The 21,085-nt window shown below is 34.3% G+C and carries 21 protein-coding genes; 3 read left to right on the forward strand and 18 right to left on the reverse strand.

The annotated features are described in order from the left end of the window. Positions 1 to 254: 254 nt before the first annotated feature. From ABE048_RS02425 to ABE048_RS02440, 4 genes are all read right to left on the reverse strand, one after another. Positions 255 to 1,700, reverse strand: coding sequence for a sigma-54 interaction domain-containing protein (locus tag ABE048_RS02425; protein ID WP_430308887.1), 1,446 nt, complete (start codon positions 1,698 to 1,700; stop codon positions 255 to 257). Between the two features lie 245 nt (positions 1,701 to 1,945). Further along, entirely contained in the window at positions 1,946 to 2,941 is a 996-nt protein-coding gene (locus ABE048_RS02430; RefSeq protein ID WP_430308888.1) for a D-cysteine desulfhydrase, read from the reverse strand. An 82-nt stretch (positions 2,942 to 3,023) separates the two neighbouring features. Next, a complete protein-coding gene (locus tag ABE048_RS02435) occupies positions 3,024 to 4,331 on the reverse strand; it encodes an aminotransferase class I/II-fold pyridoxal phosphate-dependent enzyme (RefSeq protein WP_430308889.1) in 1,308 nt (435 codons plus the stop codon). An 81-nt stretch (positions 4,332 to 4,412) separates the two neighbouring features. Continuing rightward, positions 4,413 to 5,570 (reverse strand): trans-sulfuration enzyme family protein, encoded by a 1,158-nt coding sequence (locus tag ABE048_RS02440; protein WP_430308890.1) that lies wholly within the window; start codon positions 5,568 to 5,570, stop codon positions 4,413 to 4,415. Positions 5,571 to 6,298: 728 nt separating this feature from the next. On the opposite strand from ABE048_RS02440, the gene ABE048_RS02445 reads away from it, so the two are divergent. After that, positions 6,299 to 6,766, forward strand: a complete 468-nt coding sequence (locus ABE048_RS02445; protein ID WP_430308891.1) for a 2,4'-dihydroxyacetophenone dioxygenase family protein — start codon at positions 6,299 to 6,301, stop codon at positions 6,764 to 6,766. 58 nt (positions 6,767 to 6,824) lie between these two features. On the opposite strand, the gene ABE048_RS02450 is transcribed toward ABE048_RS02445, so the two are convergent. The 8 genes from ABE048_RS02450 to ABE048_RS02485 all read right to left on the reverse strand — a co-directional run bounded on the left by ABE048_RS02450 (position 6,825) and on the right by ABE048_RS02485 (position 13,143). Next, positions 6,825 to 7,730 carry a LysR family transcriptional regulator gene (locus ABE048_RS02450; RefSeq protein ID WP_430308892.1) on the reverse strand — a complete coding sequence of 302 codons (906 nt, stop codon included), beginning with the start codon at positions 7,728 to 7,730 and terminating at the stop codon, positions 6,825 to 6,827. Positions 7,731 to 8,311: 581 nt separating this feature from the next. Next, entirely contained in the window at positions 8,312 to 8,878 is a 567-nt protein-coding gene (locus tag ABE048_RS02455) for a hypothetical protein (protein ID WP_430308893.1), read from the reverse strand. Positions 8,879 to 9,184: 306 nt separating this feature from the next. Beyond that, on the reverse strand, positions 9,185 to 9,550 hold the full coding sequence (locus tag ABE048_RS02460) for a VOC family protein (protein ID WP_430308894.1): 366 nt from the start codon (positions 9,548 to 9,550) through the stop codon (positions 9,185 to 9,187). Between the two features lie 172 nt (positions 9,551 to 9,722). After that, positions 9,723 to 9,962, reverse strand: a complete 240-nt coding sequence (locus ABE048_RS02465; protein ID WP_430308895.1) for a hypothetical protein — start codon at positions 9,960 to 9,962, stop codon at positions 9,723 to 9,725. 207 nt (positions 9,963 to 10,169) lie between these two features. Beyond that, entirely contained in the window at positions 10,170 to 10,499 is a 330-nt protein-coding gene (locus ABE048_RS02470; protein ID WP_430308896.1) for an ArsR/SmtB family transcription factor, read from the reverse strand. Position 10,500: 1 nt separating this feature from the next. Next, positions 10,501 to 10,920 (reverse strand): SRPBCC family protein, encoded by a 420-nt coding sequence (locus ABE048_RS02475; protein WP_430308897.1) that lies wholly within the window; start codon positions 10,918 to 10,920, stop codon positions 10,501 to 10,503. Between the two features lie 106 nt (positions 10,921 to 11,026). Next, the gene (locus tag ABE048_RS02480) at positions 11,027 to 12,589 is read right to left on the reverse strand and encodes an aminotransferase class V-fold PLP-dependent enzyme (protein ID WP_430308898.1); all 1,563 of its coding nucleotides are present in this window, start codon (positions 12,587 to 12,589) and stop codon (positions 11,027 to 11,029) included. 2 nt (positions 12,590 to 12,591) lie between these two features. Beyond that, positions 12,592 to 13,143 carry a glycerol-3-phosphate acyltransferase gene (locus ABE048_RS02485; protein WP_430308899.1) on the reverse strand — a complete coding sequence of 184 codons (552 nt, stop codon included), beginning with the start codon at positions 13,141 to 13,143 and terminating at the stop codon, positions 12,592 to 12,594. A gap of 358 nt (positions 13,144 to 13,501) precedes the next feature. Here ABE048_RS02485 and ABE048_RS02490 point away from each other — a divergent pair, with 358 nt between their 5' ends. Next, a complete protein-coding gene (locus tag ABE048_RS02490; protein ID WP_430308900.1) occupies positions 13,502 to 14,767 on the forward strand; it encodes a glycosyl hydrolase family 18 protein in 1,266 nt (421 codons plus the stop codon). A 218-nt stretch (positions 14,768 to 14,985) separates the two neighbouring features. Here the strand turns inward: ABE048_RS02490 and ABE048_RS02495 are convergent, their stop codons facing one another. Next, on the reverse strand, positions 14,986 to 15,684 hold the full coding sequence (locus tag ABE048_RS02495) for a DUF975 family protein (RefSeq protein ID WP_430308901.1): 699 nt from the start codon (positions 15,682 to 15,684) through the stop codon (positions 14,986 to 14,988). Between the two features lie 292 nt (positions 15,685 to 15,976). Further along, complete coding sequence (locus ABE048_RS02500) at positions 15,977 to 16,573, reverse strand: AAA family ATPase (RefSeq protein WP_430308902.1); 597 nt, start codon at positions 16,571 to 16,573, stop codon at positions 15,977 to 15,979. Between the two features lie 181 nt (positions 16,574 to 16,754). Between ABE048_RS02500 and ABE048_RS02505 the strand changes: the two genes are divergently transcribed. After that, positions 16,755 to 17,099, forward strand: a complete 345-nt coding sequence (locus ABE048_RS02505; protein WP_430308903.1) for a hypothetical protein — start codon at positions 16,755 to 16,757, stop codon at positions 17,097 to 17,099. Between the two features lie 175 nt (positions 17,100 to 17,274). On the opposite strand, the gene ABE048_RS02510 is transcribed toward ABE048_RS02505, so the two are convergent. The 4 genes from ABE048_RS02510 to ABE048_RS02525 all read right to left on the reverse strand — a co-directional run bounded on the left by ABE048_RS02510 (position 17,275) and on the right by ABE048_RS02525 (position 20,844). Continuing rightward, a complete protein-coding gene (locus ABE048_RS02510; protein ID WP_430308904.1) occupies positions 17,275 to 17,934 on the reverse strand; it encodes a potassium channel family protein in 660 nt (219 codons plus the stop codon). A 14-nt stretch (positions 17,935 to 17,948) separates the two neighbouring features. After that, a complete protein-coding gene (locus ABE048_RS02515; RefSeq protein WP_430308992.1) occupies positions 17,949 to 19,286 on the reverse strand; it encodes a TrkH family potassium uptake protein in 1,338 nt (445 codons plus the stop codon). A 363-nt stretch (positions 19,287 to 19,649) separates the two neighbouring features. Further along, positions 19,650 to 20,012 carry a hypothetical protein gene (locus ABE048_RS02520; RefSeq protein WP_430308905.1) on the reverse strand — a complete coding sequence of 121 codons (363 nt, stop codon included), beginning with the start codon at positions 20,010 to 20,012 and terminating at the stop codon, positions 19,650 to 19,652. 301 nt (positions 20,013 to 20,313) lie between these two features. Continuing rightward, positions 20,314 to 20,844, reverse strand: a complete 531-nt coding sequence (locus ABE048_RS02525; protein WP_430308906.1) for a GNAT family N-acetyltransferase — start codon at positions 20,842 to 20,844, stop codon at positions 20,314 to 20,316. Positions 20,845 to 21,085 lie beyond the last annotated feature (241 nt).

The following is a 21,085-nucleotide window of genomic DNA, read 5'->3' on the forward strand; positions in this document are numbered from 1 at the left end:
TTACCTATATTCCTCCTCCTTTTCGTTTTCTTAATATGCAAGAGTTGTGCCAAAATTAAATCCTTGTTAATTCAACATTCTTACGATTGAACGAGTTGAGAAATTCCCATTTCCGCGAAGAATATAGTAAAGACCTACCGCTCTGCACTGTTTTTCGGTTCCCAAATTCGAAAAAATATTTCTAATTATTAGAAACATTCCACGTAAATACGAAAAAAGATTGCAAATTAAATTTGCAATCTTTGATAAAGTAATCAAACTTTTAGATTGTATCGTTCTAGCTTACGATAAAGTGTCGATAAACTAATTTTCAATTCTTCCGATACTTTTTCTTTTTCTTTTCTATCTTGACCACCTAGAAAGAAACTTTGGATAATGGATTTTTCATATTCGGCCACCATCTCATCTAAACTTAACCCGCCGGTATGAATAGGTGATTGAAATTGGTACAAATAATCCGGAAGATCATGAAAGCCAAGTACATCCGACTCCGCCATATTCACCATATACTCCACAACATTTTCCAGCTGTCTAATATTCCCGGGCCAATCATATTGGATTAGCCATTGTTCTAATTGTGGATCCATCGTTAAGTACGGTCGATTTAAGTTCGAACCATACTTACAAATGAAGTACTGGAGAAAGAAGGGAATGTCTTCCCTCCTCTCCTTCAATAACTTTGTATGCAGCGGGATCACATTGATTCGATAATATAAATCCTCACGGAAAGTACCGTTTTGAACCATTTCTTCTAAATTGCGATGTGTTGCCGTTATCAAACGAACATTTACAGGCAGTGGTTTGATTCCTCCCACTCTTTCAATCTGTCTTTCCTGTAATACCCTGAGAAGTTTAGGCTGCATGGAAAGAGGAAGATCTCCTATTTCATCAAGAAAGAGGGTTCCATTATTTGCCACCTCAAATTTCCCTGCTTTTCCTTCACGGTTTGCCCCGGTAAAAGCCCCGCCTACATAGCCAAATAATTCACTTTCTAGTAAACTCTCCGGTATTGCGGCACAATTAACCGCAACAAAGGGGTGGATATTCCGATTCCCTTCATAATGAATGGCCTTTGCCAATACTTCTTTCCCCGTTCCCGTTCCACCTCTAATTAAAACATTTGCCGTACTATTTACGATACGCTTGGCTTTACGTATCACATCTTTCATACCCTCATTTTTGCTGCTTAAGTTTTCAAAGGTAATGACTTTATTTGAATTTAAAGCATCTTCGTATAAATTGCATTTTCCTTGGAATCTACCATTCTGCGAGATTAACGGGGATTCAACTACAAGACTTAGATGTTGGAGAAATTCCTTGAGTGATTCAGCATTTTCGATCATCTTTTCTTTTTGTTCTATAGAAAAGCCCATGAGCCCTATGGCTCCTAATGTTTCACTTCCCTTGACGATTGGAAAACCAATGGTTGCTGTCTCTTTACATTCCTTAAAAAATTTACAGTTCATACAGTGGGAATCATTTTTAATGACATCATAGGTCATATCGGGTCTGCCAGTCTTCATTACAGCCCGCAATAAGGAGCCATCAGGTGCGGGTTTGCCAATTTGATGTTGATAACTTCCTGTTCCACTAACCCGATTACCGTTTCGATCAAGTATGGTTATATCAAAACCAAGTACCGCTGTAAGATTTTCTGAAAATATTTGAATAAATTCCTGATTTCGAGTGATCCCTCTCACGTTTTCTCCTCCTACGAGCTTCAAGTGCTTTTAAATTTTTCCTTGTGATATTTCTCTATGCAATTTTCAAGCCAACTTTAAATCCCCAAAAACATTATAAGAAAAAAAGAAAAACACCTATTATTTTGCCAATTTTTCTGTTTTTCCGTTATATTCGTTATATAAGAGATTATACTAAATTCCCAATAATGAAAATACTTTTCCGGAAGTTGATAAAATTTTCAGACGTTTGAGTAACTAAAACATCACTGAAAGAGCGAAGTTTTTGCATATAACGCTGGGGATCCTCCAGAATGCACAAATAGGATATTATCTTCCGGCTTAAAGAAGCCTTTTTGGATTAAATCAATGAGTCCCGCCGCAGCTTTACCAGTATAGACCGGATCCAGCAATATCCCTTCCGTTCTTGCCATGAGCTTGACCGCCTCCACCATTTCAGGCGTAGGTAAAGCATAGCCTGGTCCAACATACTCATCAAAACACATAATAGCCTCACGAGGGATTGAACTTGGGATGCCAATGTGTGCTGAAGTTTCTTTAACAAGCTGACAAACTTTCTCTTCTTGTTCTTCCTTACCTCTGCTTACGTTTATTCCAATTACCGGTATATTACTTCGGTTTCCATAAAAGCCCGTCACCAAACCTGCATGCATTCCTCCACTGCCGCTTACACAAACAACAGCATTCATGGAGACTCCTTGATCAAAGGTCTGTGCCAAAATCTCCTGAGCGCACGCAGCATATCCTGTTGCCCCAATACGATTCGATCCCCCAACCGGAATGATATATGGTGTATGTCCTTCTTCCGTTACCTCTTCCGCTACTTTCTGCATTTCTTTCATCAAGTCTGTCCCATTCGGTACAACCTTGACTTTTTCAGCGCCCAATAAATGATAAAGAAAATAGTTCCCATTAAAATCCGGATCAGTATCGGATAAAAGCCCCTCTTCCAATACAAGAATGCACTTCATTTTCTCTTTTACCGATGCAGCCAGCGTCAAACGGCAATGATTGGATTGAATGCCTCCACAGGTAATTAACGTATCCGCACCTTTTTCCTTTGCATCTGCAACAAGGAACTCCAGCTTTCTTGTTTTATTTCCACCAGCCGTGAGCCCAAGTAAATCATCCCGTTTCATATAGATGGAAGGACCTCCAAGAACCTCAGAGAAATGGGATAATTTTTCAATGGGTGTATAGGTGGTTGTATATCGCTTTCTAGGGAATTGTGCTAAATTCATATAAAATTTCCTCCTGTAGCCTCTGTTGAATGCTAATTATATTTAAATGAACGAAAAGAGTGATGGAAAACCGTCTGATATATCAAAGCTTTATATAACATTGATTCAATTCTTTACAAGACTGATAGATAAGTTCAAAAAGACAGTCTAGATCCTTTAATTCAACACAGGAAAATGCAATACGAAGGTCTGTTTTGGCAAGGGAGATGGTACCCACGCCGTACTGATTGAGCAAGTGGATCCTTAATGTTTCAGCATCGGAATGCTTTATACGAAGGCATACGAAATATCCAGAGTTGAATGGATAAGGTTCAAATTCATCCGCATATTTCCCGTCCGCTAAGATCTCTTTGACTCGTTTAGCCCTGTCTTCCATTACATTATTTCTCTCCTTGCGCTGCATATCAAATTCAGGATGTAACAAGGCATTCAAAATGATTGTTTGGGAAAGGTGCGGACTGCATGAGATGGTACTTCGAATGGAACCCATCGTCTTTTTCTCCAACGCTTCTAAAACCAGAGGATCCTGAACTCCAAATGTGAGAAATCCAACACGAAAACCCCAAGCATACTCTTCTTTCGTTGCCCCATCAATTTTAATGGGGAGGACACGCGGGTGTAATCCTACTAAACGAGCGAATATAGATTCCTTGATTGAATCTTCGTAATATAATCCAAAATAAGCATCGTCCATAACAGCAACAATATTAACCCCAAGATCCGCTGCCTGCTTGATGGCATCAAGAATTCCTTCTGCCTCTTTCTCCGTAGGTGTATACCCGGTAGGATTATGCGGAAAATTAAGCACAAGAATCGCTTTACCATTTTTGCAGGATAAAAGGGCATCCAGCAACCCTTCTACATTAAATTTGTTTGCTTTCGTAAATAAAGGATAGGTCACGGTCCCACAGTCGTGTCGGATGTTGAAAAGTATATGATAGTTATCCCAATACTTATCCGGCAGAATTATCGAATCGCCTTTTTCCACAAACAAGTCGGATACGATACTCAAGCCATGGGTCAGTCCATTCGTCACAATCGGGTTTCCAAATTCCTTTCCTTCAAGGGATGGATTATCCTTTAGAAGCTTTTTTCTCCAAACCTCACGCAACTCCGGTTTTCCCGCGGGTGGTGCATACGGATACAGGTCTTCCGGATTATATGAGGAAAGGTTTTTATGAATTACGTCTATATAAATGGGATGTCCACCCTCTGTAGCCATCCCGATTGTTGCATTGAATCGGTCCGCTTTCCCCCTTGCCTCTCCAGCTTGGCTGACAATCCCTTTTGGGAAATACAAGGATTTTCCTAACAATGAAAACATCTCATATACTGGTTTATTTCGTTCTTCAATTACGTGATTTAATTCTAATGCCAATGGGTTTAGCATTGTACACACCCTCTTTATCTAGTTAGATTTTTCTAGATCATATTTAACCTTAACACTCAACAAATTCCACAAGCCTCACCGCTATTCTAATGCCATTTCAAGATCCTTCCATATATCTTCTACATCTTCAATTCCAACCGAAAAACGAACGAGTCCATCATAGAGACCTGCTTTTTCTCTTTCTTCTTTAGGGATGATCGCATGTGTCATCGAAGCTGGATGTTGAATTAATGTACCTACATCACCAAGGGAAACTGCTAAAGTACACAGTTTCACTGAATTCATAAGTTTAACACCTGTTTCGTATCCCCCCTTCAAGACAAAAGAAATCATTGCTCCAGGACCTTTCATTTGTTTCTCCATGATATTTTTGTCTTCAAAACTTGCTAATCCTGGAAAATAAACCTTCTCTATAGCCTTATGTTTTTCCAAGCGTTCAGCCAAAATTTGAGCATTTTCTTGTGATCGATCCATACGAATGTGCAATGTACGTATCCCTTGACAGAGAAGCCAGGCATCCATAGGGGCCAAATTAGCTCCCATAGTCTTCTGCACTTCTTTTCTCATCGGATCAATAATTTCCTTGCTGGAAATCACTAGTCCACCGATAAGATATCCATGACCCGACAAATATTTTGTTGCACTGTGGACGACAATATCAATGCCGCACAGAATAGGATTTTGTAAATATGGAGATAAAAATGTATTATCAACAACAGTCAAGATCCCCTTTTGTTTAGCAATCGACGCTACACTCTTCATATCTACTAAGGAAAGCGTAGGATTGGAAGGAGTTTCAAAATATACCGCTTTCGTTTTATCTGTAATGTGTGGTTCAAGCTCATCCCCTGTCTTAAACGGTACAAATGTTACATCAATTCCAAATTTCTTTACCGTTTTGGTTAGAAAGGCGTGTGTCGCCCCATACAACGCTGTATGTGCAACAACGTGATCTCCTGCCTGCAAAATACCCAAAAGGCAACCAGTTATTGCAGCCATTCCAGATGAGAAAGCCAAACAGCCTTCACCAAATTCCAATGCCGCTACCTTCTCTTCCAGTTCTCTTACATTTGGATTTCCCAGACGTGAATACATAAATCCTGGATCTTCTCCTGCGAAGCGTTGTGCTCCTACTTCTGCATTATCAAAAACAAATGTTGAAGTCATATAAACAGGGGAGATATGTGAGCCATGACCTGGATCTTTATTTACTTTTACTAGTTTTGATGAATAGTTCATTTTTATTAACCTCCTAATATTAGTATTCTGAAATATTACATTTTTTATTTCTTCCTAATAGTTGTATATAAATCTTTACTTGCAAAATTCATGCCAACTCTGTAAACCTTATAAAATCTACAGTTTCTTTATTAAAATTCTTTAATTATTTTCATTTTTGCAAAGGTGCACTGCAAAACATAGTAATGTTCGAACTTACCACTTTAGCAATATTGATAATACTTTTCCAAAATTGGAGAGAATTTAGCTACCCTTCTAACTTCTTGGTATTTCATTTTGCTGGCAAGTCACTGTTCCTTCTCCTGCACTTCCCTATAAGATCACCAATCAATACCTTTGAAGCTATTAACTTAAAAGAGAATACTATTAAAATTTACCGTCAATGGCGCTATAAAGAAGATGGTGGATTTGGTCCGTTGGTTGATTAAAAGTGTTATCTGAAACCATATTATGTCCCACTAAGCGAAACCATAACAACGACAAAAATTAAGGAGGAAGCTAGTTAGTAATTCAAATTAGGGAATACCCAAATCAGAACGCAATTATGATCATCGTAAGGGAATTGCATGTATATATTAATGTAATTAAACTGCATATTAAAAATCATAATTTGAATAAACAAATAATTGTGAATATACTAATAATTACAAATTCACATTAATGAGCTTTCTTGTGTAAACGCTATCAATGTCGAATTTCAAAACTAACATTGGAAGAGGGGATTTTTAATGAGTAATGTAAAAGCTTTAGAAGTATATGATGCAGGTAATATCTGTCCAGATGATTTACCGTGGGTTCCTTATTTTGGGGTGGCTCATTTTAAGTTACTTAAGTGTAATCCAGTAACAGGCCAAACTATTACCCTTTTAAAAGTTCCTGCGGGGACACAGCTTCCTACCCATTTCCATCCGGGAACGGTTATTGTGTATACCATTAATGGCTCTTGGAGATATATGGAGAATGATTGGGTTTCTAACGCTGGGGACGTAGTTTATGAGCCTGCTGGATCCCAACACACACCTGAATCTCTAGGAGATGAAGAGGTTATTACGTTAAACATTGTTGAGGCAACATTAGACTACGTTAATGAGAATGGAGAAATTATTGCTAGAGATAATTGGCAGTCATTATTGCAAAAATACCACGATCATTGTGCGGCTGAAGGAATTACACCTATAGATGTGACTCAATTTTAATAGTTAAATTGAAAAAAGAGAAGCCCTTCCATAAGATGAAGTGGCAACTCTTTTTTTCTTATAATTTCGTAATTTCAGATTTTAGATAATGAATATACTTGTTTAGTAAAATAGATAAATGTTTATCTTCAGATAAAACTAATCCAAAAGAAATATTGAGACCACTATGATTTACCAAATCAACGGGAATGATATCTCCATTTATAACGGGAGGATAATTTTTCATTATAAAATCAGGAGCGAATGTAATAGCCAAACTTTCAATGATAGCCTGGAGAATGCCGTCCGAATTATTTGAGGTAAATAGGATTTTCATGGGCTGGTTTTTGTTAAAGAACTCATGAACAAAGTATTGCATAAATTCACCGTGATATGTAACGAGCGTTTGATCTAGTATCTCATGTGAAGATATGGCATCTGTAAACGCTAAGGGAGAATGTTTAGAAACATAAACTTTCTGCTTCCCTTCAAATAGTGATTCAAAAGCTATTCCTTCCATGTTTATGTTCCAATCTGGTGAATAGGCGATCAGTCCGATGTCGGTCTTTTGCTGGCGAACGTCTTCAATCACAGAAGAACCACTTTTTTCATTTATTTCTATATTTACTTGTGGATAATCTTGTTTAAAAGCAGCAAAAGCCTTTACTAGAACAGTCGTCAATCCTGGTATGGAAGATACTTTTAGTTCTCCTCCTACCATGGAATTAAGTGAGTGCGCTGTCTCCTTGATTTCCTCAAATTTTCTTAACACTTCGTAAGCTTGTTTTAGAATGATTTTACCTTCCTCTGTTGGTACAGCACCGTGTCCCCTTGAGCGATGTAAAATTTTAAGCCCCAATTCCTTTTCTAAACTAGTAATAGATTGGCTAATAGCAGATTGAGTCATATAAAGATTTTGTGCCGCTATAGAGAGGGAATTGTATTTTGCGACTTCAACAATATATTTTAATTGTTCAAAGTTCATAGTTTTTCTCCTTGTCTATTAAAAAATGCTTATCAAACTAACTATTGTGTTAGATTGGAAATGAGAACCAGTAACATATACAAGCTTTAAGGTATACCATCTTTGGCTATACCTCTTTTATGTATGAACTCGTAACACTAGGCTGTTTAGATAGTAGCTATACTCAAGTTAATTTCAGAATTTAGAGCCCTTGCTTCTATAAGCTTAAAATAACAAGAAAATAGAGCACTTCCCCAAATCCTGTAAAATGAGAGTTACGATACAAACATAAACAGACTAGAGAAATGCTCTATTCCTATTATACGACAAGAAAGTCTATTTGATATGCAAATTTTATATAATTTGGAACCTACCAACATATTCTGATCCCTATTCCCATAGTTCCTCTTGTAGTTTATCTGATAAAGAGAATTTATCTATATCAAGATTTACACCACAATCTTGACACCAAATTGGTCTGCCACAAAATCAGCATCGAATTTAAATGAAGTTTTTGCATTTTCTTTTTAGATTCCAAATCATGATTTATTCTCCGTTTCAAAATTTATTACTGTGAAATTACATATGTACCTATTTACTTACTATCGAATAAATAAGCCATTTTCTTTAACAATCTCCTTACACACCTTGAAACCTGCTTCTGTTTTACAATAAACAGGAAAACACAAATCCCAATTTCCGATTATCACTGTATCAATAGAAGGAAAGAAAAAATTTGCAAAATAACGTTCATTCACGGAAAGGTTTATTAAAAAGATAAGGGTTTCTACGTCTTCTATTCTGTAAATTCCCTTGCTGTCTGAAAATAACTTTCGAAAAAAATTAGCCTCTATTCGATTTAAAGTGCTTAATATATATCTGAATTCTTCTTTTCCTATTCCTTTTTTATTTAAGTGTACATACGCTTCCTTTTCTTCTATACGAAAAAGTTCCATAAATGTATTAATAAATTTTGCACTGTACTTTAAATTACGACTTCTCCCCACTAACTCACTTGCCTCTTCTTCTGTAAGAACACGATTATATACATCCATAATACCGATATGATTGTATAACATACTTGGTTCTTCAAGAAGATGGATATTAAATTTTTTAAACTTCGAATATAATATATTAATCTCTTCATTTGTTGCCAATGTTAACTTCATAATTTTACCTCGTTTGTTGATTTGTTCTCATAATATTTTATCATCATGTTACATTACCTGCCCCAGTGATGGAGAATTTTTATAAAAAAAGCCTATTAATTTGATTGCCTTCTTCACTCTTTAAATCAAACCAATAAAAAAGCACAATCCAATAAAAATTGGATCATGCTTTAGTTAAATTTCATGGTCGAATGTTTCAGTATCCGACTTTATTATCATTCGATACCGAATTGTTCAAAGACAAGATAGTCTGGAACAATGGAGTTCAGTCACCTTTGTTATTTTCTTTGTATTTTTCTTTTTGCTTTACTTTCCAACTAATACAAAGACATTTTCATCAGGTGCCTCCATTACAGCAACATGACCAGATTCAGTTGCAAATGGTGTTCTAATCCATTGGATTTCTTCGTTTTTGCTCAGTTCGGCATATACTTGTTTCACATCATCAACAAGTATTTCAATTTCTATAAAATTATTTTCTGGATGATTACTTAGAACAAGTTCAGAACTGTCTTTTTGAGGAAATTTTAAGCCGATCAAAGTCCAATTAACCCCGTTTTCTAAGACTCTTTCTATCTTCCAATTTTCCGTTAACCCCATTGAAGTATAAAATGAAATTGACTTTTCAATATCTTTTGTATGAATACAAACACACTCTAATTTCTTAAACATTTGACACATCTCCCATCGTTTTTAAAAGAAAGAACAAATGTTCTCTATATATAATTCTACTATTTACCATTTTAAAAAGCAACATTATGCAAGAAAAGTTCCTTTATCAATTGATTCCATTTAATAACTATGAATCACGCCCTAAGTAACAATTAGCATTTAGTAATGCATTCTAAGGAAATGGTGGTTCAGGAGTAAATGTATCAATTGCAACTACGATAAGAAATATGGTCCAAAAAATCATTGCAACTACACTTCCAATTCTAATTAATTTGATTTGGATTTCTGATAGCTCAGGAATTTCTTTGTATCTCCATTTTTCAAAATAAAAATAACTTTCTTCTGGGTCATAGAAACTCCAAATACCAAACAAGTAAATCGGAATCGAAAATACGATGCTTATAAATAACATTTCACGACCTCCATTGAACATTTAAAATATTTACGTATGTAATTCCTAATTAGATTCATTAAGCTATTCTTTTTTATCTAAGGTACCTTTTTCTTTTATAATACGAATATCCCAAATAGGATAATTATCTAATTAAAAAACCACTTTGAAAATCAATTCAAAATGGTTTCTTTTGGTTATTTTTATTTTGTGTACGATAATCCATTGCTAGTTATCTTGATTTTTCTCGACATATTCCTTAAGTGCAAGTATCTTTTCATCCCAATATTGTTCAAAAAAGATTAACCAATCTTTAATTTCAGTTAATGGTTGTGGATTTAGCTTATAACGATTTTCTCGCCCAACTCTTTGATTGCTTACAAGTCCTGCATCTAAAAGAACTTTTAGATGTTTATTTACAGCAGTTCGACTTATTGGGAATTGTTTTGTAATTGCAGAAATAGGAAGTTCATTGTTTGCAAGTAATTGTAGCAATTTACGACGAGTAGGGTCTCCAATTGCTTGAAAGACGTCATGTCGATCTTGCGATGAGTCCAATTTATGCCTCGATATACTTTGGTAGGCTGATATTTACTATTTTCTCCCAGCCGCCATCCATTATTCCGCGAATCATTGTATGCGGTTGTCCAAACTCGGTATTTTTTTCTTCATCCCAACCAGAGTGAATTAATGTGAATTCTGTTTTTCCTACTTCTAATTCTTTTAATTCCATTGTCAAATGCCAATCTTTGCCCCAGTCAAATCCCACTTTGTTAGGAGGATCTAGTTCCGTTACTTTACATGGGGAATCTCCAAATTGACTTGTATGAAGAGTGAAGTCACGACCTAATTCTGCTTCAAAAGTATTTGGCATCCACCATGCACCAATTCCTTCTGATGTTGCAATTGCTTTCCATACTTTTTCAATTGGTGCGTTCAATATAATTGTTTTTTTTATTTCAGGTAATGTATTTGCCATTTTAATTATGACCTCCGATATCAAATATAACACCTTTTAGTGTTACAATTATTATAACACCTTTTAGTGTTATTTTGCACACTAAAATTGAATTTATACATCCTTATTAGCTTTGAACTTTTAGTTGGCCTAAAGATATGACTTCTAAATAATTCACATATAAAGCTTTCAGTTTTTCAAATGCAGCTTCAAAATCTAATGAGATTACTGAAATTTGAGTTAATTGATGCTTTTTCAAATAGATACTTTCATCGTGCAAAAGTAAACCATTCAGTTTTGCATCATCACTAAAATATTCAAATTCCAATGGCAGTTTCATAGAAATAATCATTGGATAAGTGGATGTTTGAGCAATTCTAAATGTTGAAAATGACGATTTCAATACTTGCTCCATTCTTGCATGTAGTAATTCAAATCGCTTGGGATATTCTTGTAGTGCGAAAAGTAAATTTGCAACCAAATAGGCTGGCATTGTTGATGGAAGCGGATGATTATAATAATGCGCTAAATTGATATAAAGAGGTGCATCATTTTTTTGAGGTATTTCATTTGAAAATACAAATGCTAATCCACTCAATGCACCAATTGATTTTCCACTCAGAGCTGTTGCTAAATGTAACTGCTCCATTGAAAAAGAAAAAGAGCCAAATGAACTTATGCAATCCGCACACACTTTAACATTATATTTTTTGGCTAACTCGAGCATCGGTTCAAAATCGTTGCAAATTCCCGTCGATGTTTCACCGTGGACAAAGCAAATCCAATGGTAATTCCCCGTCCATAAACTTTGTTCAATCTCCATTAAATTAAAAGATTCTCCCCATTTAAAAGAGCAAATATCAAAGTTCAATTGCCAATTCTTTGCTTGTCGTATCAATCGTTCGCCAAATTCCCCATTCGAGATCACTAACCCTTTTGAGTCTTTAAATTCTGCTTTCATTTGACCAAGCATTACATCGTTTGCTAAAGTTCCTGTGCCTACAAATGTTGTGACATATTTTGCATTTGAAAGTTCTAGTAGTTGACTATTCATCTCATTATATAGAGAAAAAAATGCTGTAGAACGATGGGATGTTCCTGTATGTGTAAGTGGTTGTTCTTGTTCCACCGGTCCAGGAAAAAAAGTATGCTGTTTAAATCGTATACGCTCACTCATTGTGGATCCATTTCTTCTCGTTAATATCATGGGCAAAAATTTTGCATCCTCAGTACCAACTTCTTCTGCAAACTGCTGGAAACCTATTTGATTATAAAGCCTTTTTTCTCTCTTTATGCCTGAAATAACTGCCGCAGAGTAACCTCTATCATAAACATAAGAATAGATAGCTTTAGCTAGTTGACTAAATACTCGTCCATTTCGATATTCTTTCTTCACAGCTAAAAGTCGTATTTCACAAAGTTTTTCGCAAGCATCTTTCTCTAAGAACAACTCTACTTTTCCTATTTTTTCATCTAATGAGAATGGGCGCTGATCTCGAAAAGCAAGCATACCAACCATTTCAATGTCTTTGTATACAAGCAAATATGTATTTTCAGAATGGAATCGATCAATTAACCTTTTTTGTTCATTCGGTTGATGTTGTGCTATTTCCTCGACAAATGTTTCATAATTTAATTTTGCAATCTCATCATATTCCTTTTCAGTTCTAGCAATTTTGCACCAATACATATTCAAACCCCTCTATTCGTTAAGTTTTCTCGATGTTTCCAAGTAATCAATAAGAAACTAATCATGATTGGACTGTACATGGGTAGATGAAGTAAATAGATAGCAATACTACATGCTATAAAACCGAAAACCATACTAAATGTTAAGCTCTTGGTAAACGGTAATGTGAATACGGTTCCGCAAAAGAGTATTAAAAGCAAATATGGATTTAAGCACAATAATCCACCAATCATTGTTGCTACTCCCTTTCCACCCTTTAGACGCAACCAAAATGGAAAAAGATGCCCTAAAATACAAATAAATACTCCAAATGAAACCATCAACTCATCAAACGCCAGTAACCTACCTATATAAACAGTAATCGCACCTTTTAGAGCATCAAACAATAATGTTATGCAAAACGCCCCTTTTCCTAATGTCCTCCCTGCATTGCGAGCACCTAGGTTTCCACTGTTTTCCTTCTCTAATGCAACACCGTACCATTTTCCAACGAACCAAGCAGACATAAAAGTACCAATGAGGTAACATAACAAAAAGTAAAAAAATTTCTCCAATCAATCACCTACTTTCAGGAGTGTGAGTGTACAATTCCAAATGAGGAATAATTAATAATTCTCTACTATTTCCATTTTAGCCATTAATATCATTGTAGAACATATTTACCGATATGATAAATATCATTTTTCATATTAATTCTGTTCAACCTAATTTTTTTCTTCAAATTAAAAAGAATATTCGAGTTTTAGTTTTGAACACCCTTTTTCATTCCCATCTTCTTGACTATCCACGGAAAAAACGGTTCAATCCGCGAATCCATGAAAAAATGGATTTATAAATTTGATTCAACTAAATATCATTTGCAAAGTCGTTGCATATGCTACTATTGACGACTAATTTGAAGGTGGCGGTTCTTTGTTTATTTATGTCGTAAAGTATGGTGATTCAATCTTCTCTATTGCCAATAAGTTTCGAGTTACGATGGATAGTATAAGAATAATGAATGGTTTATCATCCGACTCGATCGTACCTGGTCAGGATTTACTAATCCCTACTGATCAATATATTGTCCAACCCGGTGATTCATTATTTTCAATTTCTCAAATGGCTATGATTCCTATTTCAACCATTCAAGCGTACAACGGTCTACAATCCACTACTTTGACTGTGGGAATGCGGCTTTATCTTCCACCTCGTAAAAAATATAGTGCTTATAGTTTTGGCTATATAACTGTTACAACCCCTGAAAACGATCAACTTCTCGTACAAAATTACGCACCATACAATACTTATTATGGTATTTTCGAACATCATATTAATAATGACGGAAGTTTAAGTGAGTTGGATGATCAGCAAATCATTCGAAATTCTAGACAATACTTTGTAGCACCAATAGCAGTTATCACCAATCTAACACCTACTGGGTTTAGCTCCCAATTAGTGAGGCAAGTCCTTTCTTCAGCTGCAGTAAGGCAACGGTTAATCGATAACATTTATAATTTGGTAAAAAGCAAAAACTATGCAGGGGTTAATATTGATTTTGAACTAGTCCCTGCTGAAGAAAGAGATAATTTTACAACCTTCTTGCGGGAGTTGAGCAGTCGATTAAGGCCTGAAGGATTATCCACTTCTGTAGCAGTACCTTACAAAACAGGTGACAATGAGCCTCCATACAATAGTGGCTTTGATTACGGCGGAATCGGTGCAGCGGTGGATTTTGTTTTCCTTATGGCATACGACTGGCATGAGTTGAGTAGCGAACCTGGTCCAGTAGCGCCAATTGGTGATGTGATCAAGACGGTAAATTATGCAATTGAAAAAATGGGACGAAACAAAATACTTCTTGGCGTTCCCCGCTATGGCTATGATTGGACATTATCGGATAGTGGCGATGTCATAACCGCTAAAGCACTTTCTGTGGCTGATGCTTATAAAACGGCGATGAGCCATAATGTACCGATTCAATATTCTACTCAGTATCAGCAACCTTTCTTCTATTATTACGATACAACTGGTAGAAGACATGTTGTTTGGTTTGAAGATGCTCGAGCACTCTCTAAAAAACTCCAACTTATTGTTGATCGCCGTTTAAGAGGTGTCGGATCATGGCAACTTGGTTTACCATTTACACAATCTGCTGTTTTATTTAATGAATTCTTTAGAATAAGAAAAATCCTATAAAAAGTAAAAATTAATTCTACACAAATAATACTAACTTACATATAAAAATCGGATGCTTATGCTAATATACAAAACAAATTTATCATTTTCATACAAAGAAAAGCCCGTTCAAATTATTGAACGGGCTTTTCAAATTGTCGGCAAATTGTTCGAGTGGACAACTTTCCAATACCTTTTTTTATATTTTTATTATAGCTTTGTAATAATTTTTGATGAATTTATCCTAACTTTTCATTAATAATTGCATTATCACTTGTATCGGCATCTTGATTATAAATCACTCGATTATAAAACGTAGCCTTTGCTGTTGAGACGTATGGTACTAGCCATAAAAATCCTATTCCTAAAGTAAATAGACAGAGAATTTCCCAACCAATAAAGCTAAGTTGCAATAAAAAATATTTCCATTTATACCCATGCATTTTTCTTCTACTCTCTGATATTGCTTCAAGAATAGTATATTCCGGATGATCACGTAGTATGTAAAATGTTTGTGAGTAAGCTAAGCCTTTTATAATTCCTGGAATAAATAATAATAAGGCCCATAAAAACACAAAAATACCTTGTAAAATAGTTGCTGCAATTAATTTTATTGGTGTTTTTCCGTTTTGATAGACTGAAAATACATTAGAAATCTGAGGGTTGTTTTTCCTTACTAAGGATAAATAGAACCAAAATACACCAATTGATAAAGGAATTAGTAAAATATGAAAAATTATATTTATAATTCCTACTCCTAGGTTTATCTCCTCTTGGTTAGACCAGGCATTAAGCCCACCAGTTAAAATAATATTAACCATAAAGAATAAAAAATAATTCAATATAAACATTATAAAAGTAAGTAATACAGCTAGTCCCCAATTTCCTTTTAAAGAATGTAAAGATTCTCTTTTAATTTCAGTAATTCTAATATTCAATAATATCCCTCTTTTGTAATATAATTTAAAACTTTAATTAAATCTTAAATGAATCAATTTATAAATCCATTCTCGTTTTTGAATACAATATTTCAACAAAATAAATCAATAATAGATACACTTCTACATTTAATATCATCTCCTCCAATTTTATCTTATTGTACGCATGTAAATAGAATATTGTACCTATGTAAAAATATTGTATAATAAACAAAAAGCCCTAAATCATATATATTGTATTTAATAAGAAGCACAGGATAAATTCCCTAGTTAGTAGAAGGAAGTAACCTAATTAATTGATAAATCGTAGCTGTTTTATTTGTGTTTTAATTCTGTCCAATCTTTTCCTGAATCTATTTCTGTTGTCATCGAGTAAAGGAATATCTAACATGGATGCAATTGTTTCCGCTACACTTTCAACAGTCATATTATCGGTTTCTATTCGATGTTTAAATGTATCATTTGATAACCCTTGAATACATCGATCTATTTGTTTTGCACCCCATGAATTTTTACCCTCCCCTCTGCTTCGTAACCTCTTTTGTAGTGTTCCCTTAGAGGCCCAAAGTACAAAATGATTGACTATCATTCCATCATCTCTTAGTTTTCCTACTAATTCTTCAAAATACTGTGGGTTTACTATGGTCATTGGAACAATAATAACTCCGTCATGTTCACTATCTATGTATTTTAAAGTAGTGTAATTTAACTCTCGCCAAATACTATAATCTTGGAAATCTCCTTTACTAATATCTTTGGGTATATTTTTGTTAATAAAAGAGCCCATATTTTCTGGATCATAGACAAAGGAATTAGGAATCCTTCTATTTAATTCGTATGAAGTCTGAGTTTTCCCAGAACCAAATGCCCCATTTATCCAAATAATCATTGAATCAACCCTCCAGGTATTACCAAAAGTAGTTTTAGCATAAATTTTCTCCTTTTCACATTATTTGTATTAAGATGTTTATTGTACCGTTTTATCAAATTGAATAATATAATGTATTTGTTTTTATTGGAAATTTTACAAATGATAGGGTGAATATATTGGCTAACAAATTCATATTTTTTTGATTACTACATTTTTTCTGCTTTCTGCCTGTAATAATGCTGACAAAGATAACCAAAAAAGCAAAGATAAATATGATACTTCAATTAATCAAGTTATTACCTTAGAAAATGAAAAATTAAAAAAAGAAAATAAAATGGAGATTAATAGAGAAGAAATAGGAATTGTTGTTTATTCTGATGGAGAACTAATTAATCTTATGTATGACTACAATAAGATAAAAATTAATTCTATATATCAAAAGAAAAAAGATGAATATGTTCTCTTACCAAACAATCAAACTACTTATACTAAAATAGATGAAGCTGGCGATAGTAATTATATTGAAAACTTAGGGACAAAATAAATAAGATCGAACCCAGTAAGCTACGTAGGATATTACATTGAAAAGCTTAATTCCAGTGGGAGTTTAACGATATCTTTAGGGATGTCTAATACGTTTCACAGTTACGACTATAAAAATTAAATTCAAAAGAATGAGAGTTCATAATTACATTGCCAAAATTTTATCTTAACAAATGTTATTGTATATTAGAAAAATTAGCCAAATCCTCTGTTTTTCCAATCAAAACCAATATATCTTTTTGGTGTATAACTTCATCTGCAGGTGGTGAAATAAGGATATTCTCATCTCTAATAAGAGCTATTGCAGTCACATTATATTGAGCTCGAATATCTAGTTCCTTGAGCGTTTTTTCAGCCAAATTAGAAGGTATCATAATTTCTTCTATATTATATTCTTTTGACAGCTCAATATAATTCAACATATTTGGTGATAGGAGTTGATTTGCAACTCTTTCCCCCATATCCCGCTCAGGAAATATAATCCAATCGGCACCTATTTTATCTAAGAGTTTTCCATGACGCTTTCCTAAAGCTTTTGCAATCAATTTCTTCACTCCAAGATCTTTGAGAAGCATTGCGGTTAATATATTTGACTGCAAATCATTGCCAATGGCTAAAATTACACAATCAAAGTTACTAATGCTAAGGGATGTTAGTGCTTTCTCTTCTGTTGCATCAGCTACTACAGCATGCGTTACGAATGATTCTGCTTCCTCTACCCTCTCTTCATCGACATCTATTCCAAGTACTTCTTGACCAGCCTCGACTAATCTTCTTGCTAAACTTATCCCAAATCTTCCTAATCCAATCACAGCATATTGACCCAATGAGGACACTCCTTTACTTTTAGTTATCCAATCATAATATTTCCCTTTGGATGTTGGTAAGCTTGCTGTTTTCGCTTCTTGGAAATAGCAAACCCAATCGTTAGAGGACCTAATCTCCCTGCAAACATTGTGATAATAATTATTATTCGACCAATAGTAGAAAGTTCTGGTGTTAACCCCATAGAAAGTCCTACGGTTCCAAAAGCAGAAGTTGCTTCGAATAGATAGACAATAAAGTCGTGTTTCTTTTCTGTAATACTAAGTATAAAAGTAACGAATACAACGATTGCTAATCCACTCATTGCAACACTTAGTGCTTTTAAGATTGTTTCCACTACTATACGGCGTCTAAATAATACAACATCTTCTTTTCCTTTCATTTGAGACCAAACAGTAGCTACTAAAACAGCAAACGTTGTAATTTTAATACCACCAGCAGTTGAACCTGAACCTGCTCCTATATACATAAGGAAAATGGTCAAAAATAAGGTAGCGTGTGTTAATTCGTTTAGTTGTAATGTATTAGCTCCTGCCGTTCTAGGAGTAATCGCCTGAAATATTGCACCTAACCCTTTTCCCTGTAGAGATAAGGGACCTAGTGTTTTCTCATTACCATATTCAAATAGCATAATTAGAAGAGTTGCACCTATTGTTAAAATAATAGTTGTCGTCAATACCACTTTCGTATGCATTGTCAATCGGTGTGTTTGATGATACTCATACAATTCATTGATCACAATAAAACCTAGACCACCTATTGTAATAAGAAAACAAATGGTTAAAACGACAATTGGATCATTTACATATGGAGTCAAACTTCGAAAATTCCCCATTAAATCGAAACCGGCATTATTAAAATTGGAAATTGCGTGAAAAAAACCATAATAGATGGCTTTGCCAATCGACATATCAAAAGAAAATCGAATAGATAAAATAATCCCACCTAAGATCTCAGCTATTGCAGTGAAAAGCAATATTCTTTTTACGAGTACTCCAGACTCTTCAAGAGTGATAACGTTAATTGATTCTTTTAATAATAACCGTTCTTTAAGTGTTATTTTTTTGCCTAACAACATAAATAAAAAGGTTCCGAATGTCATAAATCCTAAGCCGCCCACTTGAATTAGTATTAATATGACCAACTCACCAAACGTTGAAAATGTATCAGCTGTATCTACTACAATAAGTCCGGTCACGCAGGTTGCAGATGTAGCAGTAAACAAAGCATTTAAGAATGTGAGTCCCGTTCCATCTTCAGTTGCAATAGGAAGCCTTAATAAAAATGTACCTATTAGAATGAGAACTGCAAAACCCACTACAAGAATTTTAGAAGGATTGAGTTTATCTTTTACTTTTTTCATCTTTTTCTCATTATTGAGAGGATGATCTTTCATTTAACTCACTCCATTTAAAGGTCATATTTCACTTCAAAAATGACTAGTTTTTGCTAAGATTTGTCCATTATTTAATGTGTGAAAAATAGACCGCATTATACTCTTATCAATAAATTTTGTAATGAATACATCCTAACATTATTCTCCGTTTAACTTTTCTGTTGATTTTATATTTTTCAAAACCAAATGTAACATCATTTTTTTATTTCTATACCACATCTCTCTTTAACAAAGGCTCTTTTAGTATAGATAGTTGCTTTCATCTTTAAGAAAATAGTATATAAAAAAGAGCTTGGTAAATTACCAGGCTCTTTACGCTCTTTAGTTAATTCAATTTTTCACAGGTGGGATTACACCGTAAATAAGTAGTATAAAAAATACTAATCCAATTAAACAGAAAATCACAGAAGCATTAAATATGGGTCCTCTTTTAAAAACGAAAGATTCTCTTTTTTGAATGATTCCTGTTTGAGCGCTCACTTGAGATGATTGGAATCCTGAAATTGATCCACCACTACTTGTAAAGAAAAGTATACCCAAAGCAAAAATTAGACCAGCAAAAAACATTATTTCAATAAACCTTATGGAAAATAATGAGGCAATAGAATACGTAGTGATTGCTTCTATAGTAAACGCCACAATCATAATGATTAAATTTTTTTTACGAATTATTTTCCCCTCCCCTATGTTCAAAACAATATTTTTCCTTTATTATACCAAACTAACGTAATTTCCCAAAATTGAGTATTATAAAAAATTCAACTAGAGGAAACAGGTATACCAAAGTGGAATTTTAAATTTCATCACTAAATTGAATGAATATCTGAAACAAAATGTACAGTAAGCAACGAGGGAAAAATTAGAGGATAAGGAATAATAACATGAGATGTGGTTAAATATGTCGTAACTTCAATTGTGACAAAGCCTAAAGCAATATGGTCACATAAAAATAAGGCCTATCTCTCAATAAAGATATAGGCTGGAGAATTCTTAATCAATCTATTTTTAATAGCGAATACATATTGATGTCAATAAAGTTACCTTTAGATTTTTCGTACTGTCTAAGAGTTCCTTCAAATGTAAAATTAAGTTTTTGTAAAACCTTGATAGAATTCACATTCGCAGGTTCTACCTTTGCTTCGATTCTATTTAGTTTCAAAGTTTCGAAAGCATAATTAAGTAATGCATTGATACCTTCTGGAGCATACCCCATGCCCCAATAGGCTTTAGCGATATCATAACCAATTTCTGCCTTAGCATTTTCAAAGTCTAGAGAATTGAATCCACAAGTACCTATTATTTCGTTGGATTTTTGTTCAATCATGCTGAACCGAATAGCTTCACTAGCTTGAGCCAACTCCTCAAGAAGCTCAATCATTCCTTTAGCTTGTTCTTCTCGTGTAAAGCTAGAGATGTTCATGAATTTAGTTACATCTGGATCAGACCAAATTTTAAACAAGCTATGTGAGTCTGAAACTTCCATTCTTCTTAAATGCAATCTTTGGGTGTTTAGTTCTTTTATCAATACTTTTACCTCCAATATTTTTAATCAGTTAGATAAAAAATATTGCCATCTGCGCATAGTTCAGTCCCTTCAAGGTTGTATGGTCTAATGATACCAAGAGTAACAAAATAAAGGAAAATGTTCGAATACTCCGTTCATCCGTATCATCTGCAATGTATCAATCCAATTATAGATATATTTCCTAATTATCATAGTATTTCCACCTTTGTGTCAATAGTTTGACTTATAGATAAAATCAGTT

This window comes from Rummeliibacillus pycnus, from assembly GCF_050459865.1.
GTDB lineage: Bacteria > Bacillota > Bacilli > Bacillales_A > Planococcaceae > Rummeliibacillus > Rummeliibacillus pycnus_B.